A 12,905-nucleotide genomic window follows, 5' to 3' on the forward strand; every position below is an offset into this window, starting at 1 on the left:
AACCTTCGTTCGTTGTGTTCCGGTGCGCGTCTTCGTGTTCGAGGCCGGATACTGGTTGACCTGTCCTGGCAGTGACACACTCGTTACGGCGGCGAAACTATGAGTACTAATCCCGTCATTTCTGAGCAATTGTATCGAGTGCGGAAGATCTATGCCCTCGATCGTAGACGTAGTCCAGTCTCCAGAACGGCATCGACTTCCGTCAGCACTCGTCAGTCAGTGTCGCAGCCGTTCGGACGTCAGTCCCGGCGCTCGAACTGGTAGGTCAGTACTTCGTCGCTGTCGTCCCACTCGAAGTCGCCAGGATGGACTCGCTTCATTCGCTGTTTGTAGGCTTCCAGCGACTCTGAGCCTTCTCGCTGGGCGTCGGCGTCGGTGAAGTCGCCCAACGTCCGCCGTTCGACACTTGTCACCTCGAAGGTATCGCCCTCGCTGGCGTAGCGGTTGCTCGCGCCACGAGTCAGCTGCGTCACGTCGCCGTTCAGCACGGACTGCTGTACACGGTCGTTGGGTAGTAGGTCGCCGGCGTCGATTTCCGACATAACTCCTCTTTCGGCCGCGGCCGTCAAAATCCCATCGCGTCGATATCGCTCGCTGACAGGGCTGTTTCGCCCGGCGACGAGACTGCACCACTGCGCCTAGCGACAGCGCAGCGGCTCGGATGGATGGCCGGTCGGCACCTTACCGATGTGCTGGATCACCGGAGTGAGAACTCGTGGCTTCGATTGAACGACTCGACGGGCTCGTTTCGGATATCTATTGTACTACTATATCTGACAAATGCGCGAATACAGTGCCCACAGCACAGTGCGACTCTGGCAGAACTGCTCTTCCTGCTTACTCGAATGTCATCCCGTATCCCCACTCCTCCAGTTTGGCCTCGACCTCGTCGAGGTGGTCGAGTCCAACCATCACGAGTGCCTCGCGGAGGTCCGTCAGCGAGACGTCGTCGTCGAAGTGGTCCTCCAGGTCGCGAAGCGTATCGCGCTCTGCGGTTTTCGTCTCCGGTTGGAGAAAGAGCGGGACGCGGTTCCGACCGTCCTGAACGCCATCGCGACGGAATTTGTACGGAATCTGCATCGACCGCTGCGACGAGGTGTCTCGGCCTTCGGACGCAGGCGACGATTCCTCGCTCGCTGCGGACTCCGATGATCCGCTGGCTTCCGGCTCGGCAGCTTGATCGGTCGTGGCGTCGTCGCCGCCGTCGTCGGCGAAGGGGTCTTCCCCGGCTCCGCGCTTCATTCCCGTCATACGGTCATCACCTCGTGGTCGACGTCACCGGGCTCTGGTGGGTTCGGCGCGTCGATGCCGACTTCCGCTTCGAGGTGTCGCGCCAGCCGATCGAACTTTGCGAGCGTCTCGATCTCGTAGTCGCGGCGCCGGTCGCGGTGTTCGCGGATGTACTCGAAGGCCGAACACTGCTGCATCCAACAGCCTTCCATCAACGACGCGCGCTCGCCGACGACTTCCGGCACCGGGTAGTCGATACCCTCGAGGATCGACCGCTGATCGCGCGTGTTCTTGAATCCGATCGGGATCGCAGCCAGCACTCCGACTTGGACGTCCAGTTGCTCTTCGAATCCAGAAACGAGCTCTTCGAGACCCTCGACAGCGGCCTCGCCTTTCGCGCTCGGCTCGACCGGGATGACGAGCGATCGCGTCGCGTTGATCGCGTTGTAGAGGTGCGGCCCCTCCGTCGCCGGCGGGTCACAAATGAGGACGTCGTACTCGTCTGGAACGCCTGCCTCTCGCAGCACCCGAAGAAGTTGCGCGTGGATCCCGAACGCTTCGCCCATCGCTTCCGATTGGTCTTTTTCTCGCTGGAGGTACTCCGCGAGGTCCGAGAGCATATTGTGCTCTGGGACGATGTCGACGCCTTCGACGGTCCGGATCAGTTCTCCGAACTCGCCCTTCGGCCGCCGGATCATATGCCGAACGATGTTGTCTACCGACTCGGTACGCTGATCGTCGACGCCGAAGAGGCGCGAGAGGTCGCCGTCCTGGGGGTCGAGTGGCACGACGAGAGGCTTTAGTCCCGCCCGTGCGTGCGCGACGGCGAGGTTCGCGGCCGTCGTCGTCTTGCCGACCCCGCCAGCCTCGCTATACGTCGAATACGCGAGCATATCGTGTTCATTGTGTGGCCTCGTCTTGAATGTTCGTCAGACGCGTTCCAGAATGTAGTTACTGAATACACGTCTTCCTTGTATTTGATGAACGTAGACACTGAACTGCATTCGAGAATGTGTTCAATGAAATTCAGTAGTGAACACATACAATGAATTAACACAGTGAACATCAACAATGGATGTTGTTTCTGGATGTCTGTTATGGGTTCTCTCACTGAATGCATACGACGACTGCAGGTCGTGAACTGTTTCGCTGACTGTGAATCGTTACGGACTGTAATTGTTGCACCCGACGTGTTCACGTCGTGACTGCGTACGACGAGTGAGCAGGGAGACGTTCATTCACTGTTGGGGGTTACATTGTCTCCCCCACGTTCCGAATCGGAGGCCGTGTCCACCGCCGCCGATCACTGGCCAGGAAAACACAACAGTCGCCCCACAACGAAGGCGAAGTACAGACCTAACAGATAGCCGCTTCGGTCCGCGTGAGGTCGCCGCCTGGTCGGTAGATCTTCCTCCCGAGCAGTCCCACCCAGGCGGCGATCTTGAACGGCAGGTCCCACAGGACGACCGCCGAGGTGACCTGATAGTCGAGCACACCCGAGAGAATCCCCCGCGAGGCGATGAGGTGTGCACTGATCTCCGGTAGGCTCGTTCCGAGTGCGAGAATAGTCAGCCCCACGAGAACCTCGTCGACGTCGTAGTATTCGGCGAGCGCGAGTAATCGGTCGATCGCGCGACTCGCTGCCGTCACGAGCGTGTACAGCGCGACCGCCCCGATCGAGACCTGCGTCAGGAGGTCGCCTGCGACTGCCATCTCAACGCTCGGCCAGCCAGGTGTCTACCCAGGGCGTTTCGTGGTCGGGGTCGAACGGCTCGACCGACCACGCTGGACACCGTTCGCACTTCCACACCCTGCCGATCGACCCCTCGCGGTTTACCACTCCGACCGAGGCCCAGGCGTGCGTTTCGCAGGTCTCGTCCGCGGTCATACGTACCGACCGACGGTCGCCGCGGTGAAAAGTTTACTCTCGATAACAGAACTGCCACTACGCGGACGAACCTCTCGAGCGGGAGATCAGATACTCCCGAAAGGGTAATCTGATACACCAATTAGCGATTTATCATCTCGCTTGGAGACATTCCGATCGAGACGCGGGAGCCCCACGCTATTACAGTCCGGTACGCAAATTGGGGGTATGGAACTCACCGCCGACGAAATCGACATCGGCACGCGGTCTCCCACGGTCTTGCTCAACTCGATCGACGCGAGCGAACTGGGTGTGCACCCGCTCGATCGGATCCGAATCCGACACGACGGGCGGGTCACGACCGGAATCGTCGAGGTCACTGACGAACTCGTCGATCCGGGATCGCTCGGTGTGACGCGCCCGCTCGGCCACATTACCGGCGCCGTGGAAGTGTCGATCGCGCCGCGGCCGGACTCCGTTGCGTACCTGATGAAGAAACTCGACGACGTCGAACTCGAGATGGGCGAACTCGACGCTGTCGTCCGCGACATCAACAACGACCGCCTGAACGACGTCGAACTGAGCGCGTTCGTCTCGGCAGTCTACACCCACGGCCTCTCTCGCGAGGAGACGATGTGTCTCACGAATGCGATGGTTGACGTCGGCGAGACGATCGAGTGGAACCGCGACCTGGTCGTCGACAAGCACTCGATCGGCGGCGTGGCGGGGAATCGGGTCACGCCCATCGTCGTCGCGATCGTCGCCGCTGCGGGGCTCACGATCCCGAAGACCTCCTCTCGGGCGGTGACGTCAGCGGCGGGAACCGCCGACACGATGGAGGTGTTCTGCGACGTCGACTTTTCGGTCACAGAGATCAAGTCGATCGTCGGCGAGACGAACGGCTGTGTCGTCTGGGGCGGCGCGGTCAACCTCTCGCCCGTCGACGACAAGATCATCCGCGCGGAGACGCCGCTGTCGCTCGATCCCCCGGGACAGGTCATCGCTTCCGTCCTCTCGAAGAAGAAGAGCGCCGGCGCGACGAACGTCGTCATCGACATCCCGTACGGTGAAGGCGCAAAAGTCGAGAGCCTCTCGGAGGCGCGCGAGATGGCCGAGGACTTCAGTCACGTGGGCACGAACCTCGGGATGGAGATCGACTGTACGATCACGCGCGGCGAACAGCCGATCGGGCGCGGGATCGGGCCCACGCTCGAAGCCCGCGACGTCCTGTCGGTACTCGAAGGCTCCGGCCCGCCGGACCTCCGCGTGAAGAGCGAGCGCCTCGCACAGGTCCTCCTCGACGCGGCAAGCCTCGACGAGACGGCGGTCGACATCGTCGAGTCGGGACGGGCGGCCGCGAAGTTCCGCGAGATCGTCGCCGCACAGAACGGCGATCCCGACGTCGCAGTCGAGGACCTCGAACCGGGGGCACACGATTCGACGGTCCTCGCCGGTCGGAGCGGCGTCATCACGCACGTCGACAACCGCCACGTGAACGAACTCGCGCGGCGGGCCGGGGCCCCGAAAGACCACCGCGCCGGTGTGCGTCTCGAGCACCGCGTCGGCGACGAGGTCCAGGAGGGGGATCCGCTCTTGACGGTTTACGCCGAGAAAGAGGAGAAACTCGACCAGGCGCTGTCGTTCGCAACCCAGCGGAAGCCAGTCCGTGTGCTCCCGCCCGACGAGGCGCTCATCGAACAGATGTAGCGCCCCCGGTCGCGATCTCGGTACGAGCGCTTTTATCCGCCGCACCGCAATCATCGTCGGGTATGAGTGCTCTCGAAGACATCGACCTGGATTTCGTCCCACTCGGCGACACCGGCTTGCAGACGAGCGAACTCCAGTTCGGCACGTGGCGCTTCGGCAAAGAGACCGAAGAAGGGAACGTCGAAATCGACGCGGACCGCGCGCACGAACTACTGGACGCCTACGAAGCCGCCGGCGGGCGATTCATCGACACCGCGGACGTCTACGGCGGTGGCGCGAGCGAGCGGTGGATCGGCGACTGGCTCGCCGAACGGGACCGCGAACGCTTCACTATCGCCTCGAAGATCTACTGGCAGATCCGCGCGGGTGACCCCAACAGCCGGGGGACGAACCGTAAAAACGTCCGCCACCGGATCGACGCCCTCCTCGACCGACTCGACACCGACTACGTCGACGTGCTGTACATCCACCGCTGGGACGACGACACGCCGACCCGAGAGCTGCTGAAGACGCTGAACGGTCTCGTCGAGGATGGCAAAGTCCACTACCTCGGCGCGTCGACGATGCGACCGAACGCCTGGAAGGTCTCGAAGGCGAACGAGATCGCCCGCGCGGAGGGTTGGGAGCCGTTCACCGTCCTTCAGCCGCGGTACAACCTCGTCGACCGCGAGATCGAGGGTGACTACCTGGAGATGGCGCGCTCTTACGGCGCGGCGATCTGTCCGTGGAGTCCGCTCGGGCAGGGCTTCCTGACGGGCAAGTACACCCGAGAAGAGGGGCTCACAGGCGAGTCGCGGTCGGCCGAATCGAGCCGATTCCGCCAGACGTACCTCACCGAGACGAACTTCGACGTGCACGACGAACTCGACGCCGTCGCCGAGGAGATCGGCGCGACGCCGGCACAGACGGCACTCGCGTGGCTGATGCACCGCGACGGCGTCACCGCGCCCATCGTCGGGGCGCGGACGGTCGAGCAACTCACCGAGAACCTCGCCGCCGCGTCGATCGATCTCTCGCCCGACCAGGTCGATCGACTGACCACGGCGAAACCCGGCCCGTACGCTGGCCTGTGAGCGGACCTACCAGGTCGTGATGTAGAAGACGATCAGCCCGAGACTCGACAGGAGTCCGCCGACGGCGGTCAACGACAGCTTTCCGACGTTGAACGGCGTCCGAAATCCCCGTTCGGCCTCGGGCCGCGAATACCGAAGTTTCAGCAGCGCCGCGTTCACGATCACGAAGACGACGAGCAGCATCACGTTCGCCAGTCCCGCAACGAGGCCGATGTCGCCGAGGAAGACGAACGGGATCGTGCCGAGGCCGACCACTCCGACCGCGTAGTGGGGCGTCTGCCGGTCGGGATGAACGCGCGAGAAGACCTCGGGGAACACTTGATACTCGGACTTCGAGACGCCGTAGAGCAGCCGCGACGTCGATATTTGGAGGATCAACACCGTGTTCGTCGTCGAAAAGAGCGCGATGACCGCAAGCACCGTCGAGCCGACAGGTCCCCAGCCGGCCTGAGCGACCTCCGCGAGCGGCGACGTAGAGCGGCCGAGCACCTGCCAGTCGACCAGGGAGACGGCCGACAGGCCGACAAGGACGTAGAGTACCGTCGTGATGCCGATCGCGAGGACGATCGCGCGCGGAATAGTCACCGTCGCGTTCTCGGTCTCCTCAGAGAGGTTCACGATCGAGCCGAAGCCGAGATACGCGAAGAATATCAGGAACGACGCCTGGACGACGCCGAACAGCCCGTTAGGCGCCTGAAACACCTGCGCATCTCCCCAAGAGCCCCGCGCGATCCAGATGATGATCAGCAGCCCCAGCACCTCGATGCCGGTGAAGACGACGTTGATCTTCGTCGAGAGTTCGATCCCCCAGTAGTTGACCGCGGCCATCACGAGGACCAAGAGTACGGCAACTGGCACTGCCGGGATTTCGACGAAACTCGAGAGATAGCCCGAGAACGCCAGCGCGACCGCCGCCGAGGAGATGACGCCCATAAACAGCCGCCCTGCCGCCGTGACGTCGGAGACGAACTCGCGATCGAACGCTTCACGGGCGTAGATGTAGTCGCCTTCGGCCTTCGGAAAGAGCGAGGCGAGTTCGGCGTAACTCAATCCCGTCAGCGCGGCGATCACGGCAGCGAGCAAGAACGAGAAGACGATCGACCCGCCGGTCACGCCCGTCGCTTCGCCGAGAATCGCGTAGATCCCGGCGCCGAGGATCAACCCGACGCCGTACACGACCGTCTCCGAGAGGCCGAGTTCCCGACGTAGCTCTGACATCGGTTGTTATGTCATTCCCCCAATGTATAAAACACGCTGCCGCACCACGCCGTTTCCGTCGCTTCCCCCGATTTCCCGTACCTTCTTTTGCCATCGAGTCAACATCGAACCTGAGCCGCCCTGAACTCGGCTCAGTGATTCGATGAACGTCGAACAATTCAAATCCGAACACGTCCCCGAAACGTCCGACGAACGGTTCCAACTCGAAAACAGCTACACGCTCGATGTCACCGTCGACGACGACGTGATGGCGAAAGCCGGATCGATGGTCGCCTACACTGGCGATCTCTCGTTCACCGGCCGCGCCTCCGCCGAGGGCGGCATCACGGGCTTCCTCAAGGAGGCCGCGTCCGGCGAAGGTACGCCCGTGATGACCGTCGAGGGCGACGGCCACGTCTACCTCGCAGACAGCCAGAAGAAGGTCCAGGTACTCGAACTGGACGACGACGACGCGATCACTGTGAACGGCGAGGACGTCCTCGCGTTCGAGTCGCGCGTCTCCTACGAGATCAGCACGATCGACAGCCTCGCCGGGTCGCTCGCTGGCGGTTTCACCAACGTCTTCCTCCAGGGACCGGGTTACGTCGCGATCACGACGCACGGTGACCCGATCGTGCTCGAACCGCCGGTCGCCACCGACCCGAGCGCGACGGTCGCGTGGAGCAAAACGTCCCCGAACGTGCAGGTGAACCGGAGCCTCTCGGATATGGTCGGGCAGGAATCGGGCGAACGGTATCAGATGAACTTCGAGGGGCCGGACGGCTTCGTCGTCGTCCAGCCGTACGAAGAACTGTAACGACTGCCCGAAGCCCCGGTCTCTCGCCCGCGATCGATTTCTCTTGTAGCACGCTTCGACTGCTTCGACAACCCCCTCTTGACTGCCGGGTCTGGCTATCGGAGTTGATTTCCTTCCGAGTCAGTCGTGAGATCCGTGTCCGCCTGCGCTTTCCATTGCCCTGAATATCGGGCCCTCCGACCTGTTGTGTCAGATTTCCGCACCACTCTCAAAATTATCAAAGTCTGTAACCAGGGATCAACTGATAAATAGAGGTACCTTTCCCTTCCTATTATCGTGTCTCGAAACGGCGACAGCGAGGTTTGGGGGAGCCATCCGGCCTGGTTCGACTTGCAGTCGGCGGCCGGCGACGTTGCAGGGGATGTCGTCGGTGCCAAGCCTCACAGTTCGAAAATGAATCGACGTGCAACCATCCAGAGCACAGCGCTCTTTCCGAGGAATCAGATAGAGAATGCGCGATAAGGTTCGCGGTATCACCAACCGATTCGAGTTCAAAATCGTTCTGGTCATCCTCGTCGCGAGTCTCCTTCCGCTGGGCGCGACGACTGCGATCGCTCACACGCAGGCATCGGACGCACTGGCGGAGAAATCCACGACTGCGCAGCAAAAGCAGTTAGAGGGCGTCTCGAACAACCTCCAGACGCGCTCTGAGTTCTACAAGCGACAGGTGCGGGTGGTCGCGACGAACCCGTACGTCCGGGAGTTGGCGCGGCATCGGTATCAGAATGACACTATCGACGGCCGCACTGACGCATTCGAACGGGGGGAAGTCTACCCACAGCTACTGGGCGATACGCAGTCGTATCAGAACACCCAGCAGTTCTTCGCGAAAGTCGCCTCACAGAACCCGAATATCGATATGATCCGCGTGTTCTGGAAGGACGGCAACGTCCTCTCGGGCTATAAACTCGGCGAGGAGGACGCGTCGGACTACAAAGGCGACAAACAGTGGTTCGAAGACATCGTCGTCGAGCAGACTGTCGAAAGCGACGGCGTGTACGTCTCGTCGATCAATATCGCCCGCGCGACGGACTCGCCGGCGATCCGGTATGCCACCCCGCTGGTTGTCGACGGCGAACGTGTCGGCCTCGTGATCATCAACTACGAGGCGACACAGATCACCCAACCCGTCCGTAGCCTCGGAACTAACGGCTCCGGGTACGGAATGATGGTCGACCCGGCGTACACGAACGCCGAGGGTGAGAACATCGGCGCGGCGTACGTCGCGAACGGCCGCGACTCCGAGCGCGCGTTCAACACGTCGATCGCGGGCAATCTGACGGTCCCGATGGACGCTGTGCAGGGTGCGTCCGGTTCGGTTAGCTTCGAGCGGAACGGCCACACTTGGATCGCGCAGTACCAGCGTGTCCAGCTCGCCAGCGGCATCGAGTACTACGTCCTGCAGGCCGTCCCGCAAGCGGAGATGGTCGCGGCCTCACGGACGCTCACGAAATCGATCCTCGGCATCGCCGGAATCGCCGCTCTCGGCGTACTCATCGGCGGCACCTTCATCTCTCGTCGCCTCTCCCGGCCGATAAAACGGCTCGCGACCGACGCGAACGCCGTGGCGGACGGCGATATGGACCGAGAGATCCGAATCTCCGAGTACAGCACGGAGACTCAGATGGCGACCGAGGCCGTCCAGTCGATGAAGACCAACGTGGTCGACGCGCTTGAGGACGCCGAATCGGCGCGTTCGCAGGCGAACGAACTCAACACGCACCTCGAAGCGAAAGCGACGGCGTACCAGCAGGTGATGGAGGACGCCGCCGAGGGCGATCTCACGCGACGAATGGACCCCCAGAGCCGCAACGAGTCGATGAGCGACATCGCAGAGACGTTCAACGCGATGATGGCGGATCTAGAAGACACCTTCGCACAGATTCGCTCGTTCGCCGACGCGGTTGCGACCTCCAGCGAGGAAGTCACCGCTGGCACCGAAGAGAGCCAGAGCGCCAGCGAACAGGTCAGTCAGTCGATTCAGGAGATCTCCGCAGACGCCGAGGCGCAGTCGGAGAATCTCAACGAAGTCGCGAGCGAGACCCAGAACCTCTCGGGGACGATCGAGGAGGTCGCCTCCTCGGCGAACGAAATCTCTGCGACGTCACAGCAGACGGCCGACCTCGGCCAGGAGGGCCAGGAGGCCGCCGTCGAAGCCGTCGAAGAGATGAGCGCGATCGAGTCCAAGTCCGAGGAGACGATCGAGGAGATCGAGTCGCTCGCCGACGAGATTGCGGAGATCAGCGACGTCGTCGAACTCATCACAGACATCGCAGAACAGACCAACCTGCTGGCGCTGAACGCGTCGATCGAGGCCGCGCGGGCCGGCGAGGCCGGCGAGGGCTTCGCCGTCGTCGCCGACGAGATCAAGCAGTTGGCCGGCGAGGTCGACGACGCCACTGACGAAGTCGAAACGCTCATCGACGGCATTCAGTCTTCGACCACGAATGCGGTGACGGACATCCAACAGATGGGTGAGCGCGTCACCTCGGGGACGGAGACGATCGAGGATGCGCTGGACTCTCTGGACGCCATCGCCGCGAACGTCGAGGAAGTGAACCGAAGCATCCAGGAGATCAGCGACGCCACCGACGACCAGGCGGCCTCGACAGAGGAAGTCGCGAGTATGATCGACGACGTCGCCGAGCGGGCCGAACAGGTGAGCGGAGAGTCCGCCAACGTCTCCGCGGCTGCCGAGGAGCAGGCTTCCTCGCTCACGCAGGTCGCACAGAGCACCCAGACGCTCGCACAGGAGGCCGACGAACTCCAGCACCTGCTCTCGCAGTTCACTATCGGTGACGAACGGGGCGACAGCAGCGCCGGGGACGCCGACGTCTCGGCTCGCATCACAGACGCGACGTCGGCCGGGACTGACGAGTCGGCGGGGGGTGGCGCCGATCCAGCGGTGTCCGACGGCGGGTTCGACTTCTCTGCCGGAGCGGTCGACGACCGGTAAGGTAGCTCATCCCACCCTGCAGTGTAGCACTTCGCACACTGGAACCGGTAATTTATCCGTCCTCCCGTCGTACCTCCGTTGTGACTGAAGAATCAGGGCGTCGCAACCTACGGATGCCCCACGGAGAGGAGCTGTTTGCTGTCGTCACCGAACACAACGGTGGCAACCACGTTCGCGTTCGCTGTGCCGACGGTGAGAATCGGATGGGCCGGATTCCCGGCCGAATGAAGTACCGAACGTGGATCAACGAGGGCGACGTCGTCCTCGTCGAACCCTGGGACTGGCAGGACGAGAAGGCCAACATCGAGTGGCGCTACTCCGAGCAGGACGCCGAGCAGCTCCGCGAAGAAGGCCACATCGAGTAGTTACCGCCCTGGCGCCGATTCCGGTCGGCGATACAGCACGACCAGGACGGCGATCAACAGTAACTGAACGACTTTATCGAACAGTCCCGGCGGTGAGAAGTCCGGGGCGTTGACGAAGTACCACGCGACGATCTGTCCTGCGGTGAACGGAATGCCGAGCAGATACATCTGCCGTCGATGGAAGTCCGTCAATACGGCCGCGATGCCGCCCGCGAAGCCGATGCCGGCGATGATGAACGACCAGGCGAGCGGATTCGTCAGCGAATCGGAGGCGAGGAACGCCACACCCAGCGCTAGGTGGAGCAGGCCGGTCACCGCAGCCAGTCCGATGCCGAGCCAGTGCATACCGGTGAGCGAGTCGGTGTGTAGTGAAGTCGCTCCCGCTGTTTGTGTTGCCATACCTTCACAATGGTCGCAGATGGACTTCAATGTAGGGCTCGGTCGACGACACGGCGGATTTCACCACGGAATCGGGCTGCAGCGAAGCGATCTGCTGGCAGCGCTGGCGGGTCGTCGACGTCGGCCGCGGCGACGAGCAGGTCGACTGCCTCAGTTTCCGACCCGAACAGCCGATCGTCGCGCTCGTCCAGGATCTCCCGCTGTCCGCCGCTATCGGGGGCGAACGCGACCATTCCGGCGGCGACGTACTCCGCGACGGACATCCCGAAGTGCTCCTCGGGTTTGAGGTTCAGCCCGTACTTGTGCGTCCCCAGCAACGATTCGAGCCGCTCTCTGGACGCGTCGCGTTCGACGGTGACGTACGGCCGCTCGGCCGCGGCGGCCGCGACCCGCCTGGCGTACTGCCGATAGGCGCGCGGTGCGGACCCAACAATGTGGAGATGCAGGTCGCGGCCCCGCTCGCGGACGCCGTCGACGACCCGAATTGCCGCCAACGCCCGCTTGTCGGGGGCGAGCCGGCCGACCACGACGACGCCGTCCTCCCGGCCGTGCCAGTCGCGGTCGGCGTCGATGGGATCGACCGGCGGGTGGAGGACGGTCGGCGTGACGCCGTAGCGATCGGCGACGACGTCGGCCGTCCACGCCGAGTTCGCGAGCAGCGTCACGTTGCCGGCGAACGCTGCACGCTCTCGGTCGACGAGCCCCGCGCGTTCGGGGCCGGCGAGATAGCTCCAGAGCCGGTCGAGCGGGCCCGCAGCCGCATCTCTCGATCGGTGTGCGCCGAACTGCGGGTAGTGTACGTACTGGACCGACGGGATCGACAGCGACAGTTCGTTCGCGGTGCTGACAGCGAGACCGAACTGCGCCGCGTCGCGCTCGAAGACCGCACGCAGCAGCACGCTCCGAAACGCGAGCTGTGGACCGATCGCCGGTGCGGCGGCCGATAGGGTGCGCGCGACGGTGACGCCCCCGCGCGGCACCCGCACGTCGAGCGCGTCCGCGTCGAGATCGATCTCGAACCGCTCTGCGAGCGCTCTCGGGGCCGTCTCCGAGAGCGTATACAGCGTGACGTCGTGATCGCGCTGGAGTGCCGCACAGACGGACAGACAGACGACGTCGGCACCGCCCTGGAAGTCGAGCGTGTTGTGCAGGACGGCGATCCGGGCCATAGGCCACCTTGGCTCGGCTTCCGTTATAATCCGTTGGGCCGAAGTACCGTTTCCGGCCGCCTGCTGGGCGGCCCAGTTCCCGCTGCCGCCCGTCGAATCGCCAGCGCGCTTTTGACCCCTCCCTC

General features: G+C 63.2%; 13 protein-coding genes. 5 read left to right on the forward strand and 8 right to left on the reverse strand.

All coding sequences use genetic code 11. The annotated features are described in order from the left end of the window. Positions 1-239: 239 nt before the first annotated feature. The 5 genes from RBH22_RS06985 to RBH22_RS07005 all read right to left on the reverse strand — a co-directional run bounded on the left by RBH22_RS06985 (position 240) and on the right by RBH22_RS07005 (position 3,118). Positions 240-542 (reverse strand): ASCH domain-containing protein, encoded by a 303-nt coding sequence (locus RBH22_RS06985; RefSeq protein ID WP_306676986.1) that lies wholly within the window; start codon positions 540-542, stop codon positions 240-242. 295 nt (positions 543-837) lie between these two features. Further along, the gene (locus tag RBH22_RS06990; protein WP_306676987.1) at positions 838-1,251 is read right to left on the reverse strand and encodes a hypothetical protein; all 414 of its coding nucleotides are present in this window, start codon (positions 1,249-1,251) and stop codon (positions 838-840) included. Beyond that, positions 1,248-2,123, reverse strand: a complete 876-nt coding sequence (locus RBH22_RS06995) for a ParA family protein (RefSeq protein ID WP_306676988.1) — start codon at positions 2,121-2,123, stop codon at positions 1,248-1,250. The genes RBH22_RS06990 and RBH22_RS06995 overlap by 4 nt, the downstream gene beginning before the upstream one ends. A gap of 463 nt (positions 2,124-2,586) precedes the next feature. Then, on the reverse strand, positions 2,587-2,943 hold the full coding sequence (locus tag RBH22_RS07000) for a hypothetical protein (protein WP_306676989.1): 357 nt from the start codon (positions 2,941-2,943) through the stop codon (positions 2,587-2,589). Position 2,944: 1 nt separating this feature from the next. After that, positions 2,945-3,118 carry a hypothetical protein gene (locus tag RBH22_RS07005; protein WP_158599357.1) on the reverse strand — a complete coding sequence of 58 codons (174 nt, stop codon included), beginning with the start codon at positions 3,116-3,118 and terminating at the stop codon, positions 2,945-2,947. Positions 3,119-3,325: 207 nt separating this feature from the next. On the opposite strand from RBH22_RS07005, the gene RBH22_RS07010 reads away from it, so the two are divergent. Continuing rightward, positions 3,326-4,804: an AMP phosphorylase gene (locus tag RBH22_RS07010; protein ID WP_306676990.1), complete on the forward strand. Its 1,479-nt coding sequence runs from the start codon at positions 3,326-3,328 to the stop codon at positions 4,802-4,804. Positions 4,805-4,866: 62 nt separating this feature from the next. Continuing rightward, positions 4,867-5,877 carry an aldo/keto reductase gene (locus tag RBH22_RS07015; RefSeq protein WP_306676991.1) on the forward strand — a complete coding sequence of 337 codons (1,011 nt, stop codon included), beginning with the start codon at positions 4,867-4,869 and terminating at the stop codon, positions 5,875-5,877. A 6-nt stretch (positions 5,878-5,883) separates the two neighbouring features. On the opposite strand, the gene RBH22_RS07020 is transcribed toward RBH22_RS07015, so the two are convergent. Continuing rightward, on the reverse strand, positions 5,884-7,095 hold the full coding sequence (locus tag RBH22_RS07020) for an amino acid permease (RefSeq protein WP_306676992.1): 1,212 nt from the start codon (positions 7,093-7,095) through the stop codon (positions 5,884-5,886). Between the two features lie 142 nt (positions 7,096-7,237). Here RBH22_RS07020 and RBH22_RS07025 point away from each other — a divergent pair, with 142 nt between their 5' ends. The 3 genes from RBH22_RS07025 to eif1A all read left to right on the forward strand — a co-directional run bounded on the left by RBH22_RS07025 (position 7,238) and on the right by eif1A (position 11,212). Further along, on the forward strand, positions 7,238-7,891 hold the full coding sequence (locus RBH22_RS07025; protein WP_121570107.1) for an AIM24 family protein: 654 nt from the start codon (positions 7,238-7,240) through the stop codon (positions 7,889-7,891). 451 nt (positions 7,892-8,342) lie between these two features. Beyond that, on the forward strand, positions 8,343-10,847 hold the full coding sequence (locus RBH22_RS07030; protein WP_306676993.1) for a methyl-accepting chemotaxis protein: 2,505 nt from the start codon (positions 8,343-8,345) through the stop codon (positions 10,845-10,847). Positions 10,848-10,927: 80 nt separating this feature from the next. Then, the gene (eif1A, locus tag RBH22_RS07035; protein ID WP_121570109.1) at positions 10,928-11,212 is read left to right on the forward strand and encodes a translation initiation factor eIF-1A; all 285 of its coding nucleotides are present in this window, start codon (positions 10,928-10,930) and stop codon (positions 11,210-11,212) included. Here eif1A and RBH22_RS07040 read toward each other — a convergent pair whose 3' ends face one another. Beyond that, entirely contained in the window at positions 11,213-11,611 is a 399-nt protein-coding gene (locus RBH22_RS07040) for a hypothetical protein (RefSeq protein ID WP_121570110.1), read from the reverse strand. 26 nt (positions 11,612-11,637) lie between these two features. Further along, positions 11,638-12,780 (reverse strand): glycosyltransferase, encoded by a 1,143-nt coding sequence (locus RBH22_RS07045; RefSeq protein WP_256290778.1) that lies wholly within the window; start codon positions 12,778-12,780, stop codon positions 11,638-11,640. Positions 12,781-12,905 lie beyond the last annotated feature (125 nt).

It is taken from the genome of Halobellus sp. H-GB7, from assembly GCF_030848585.1.
GTDB classification, from domain to species: domain Archaea; phylum Halobacteriota; class Halobacteria; order Halobacteriales; family Haloferacaceae; genus Haloquadratum; species Haloquadratum inordinatus.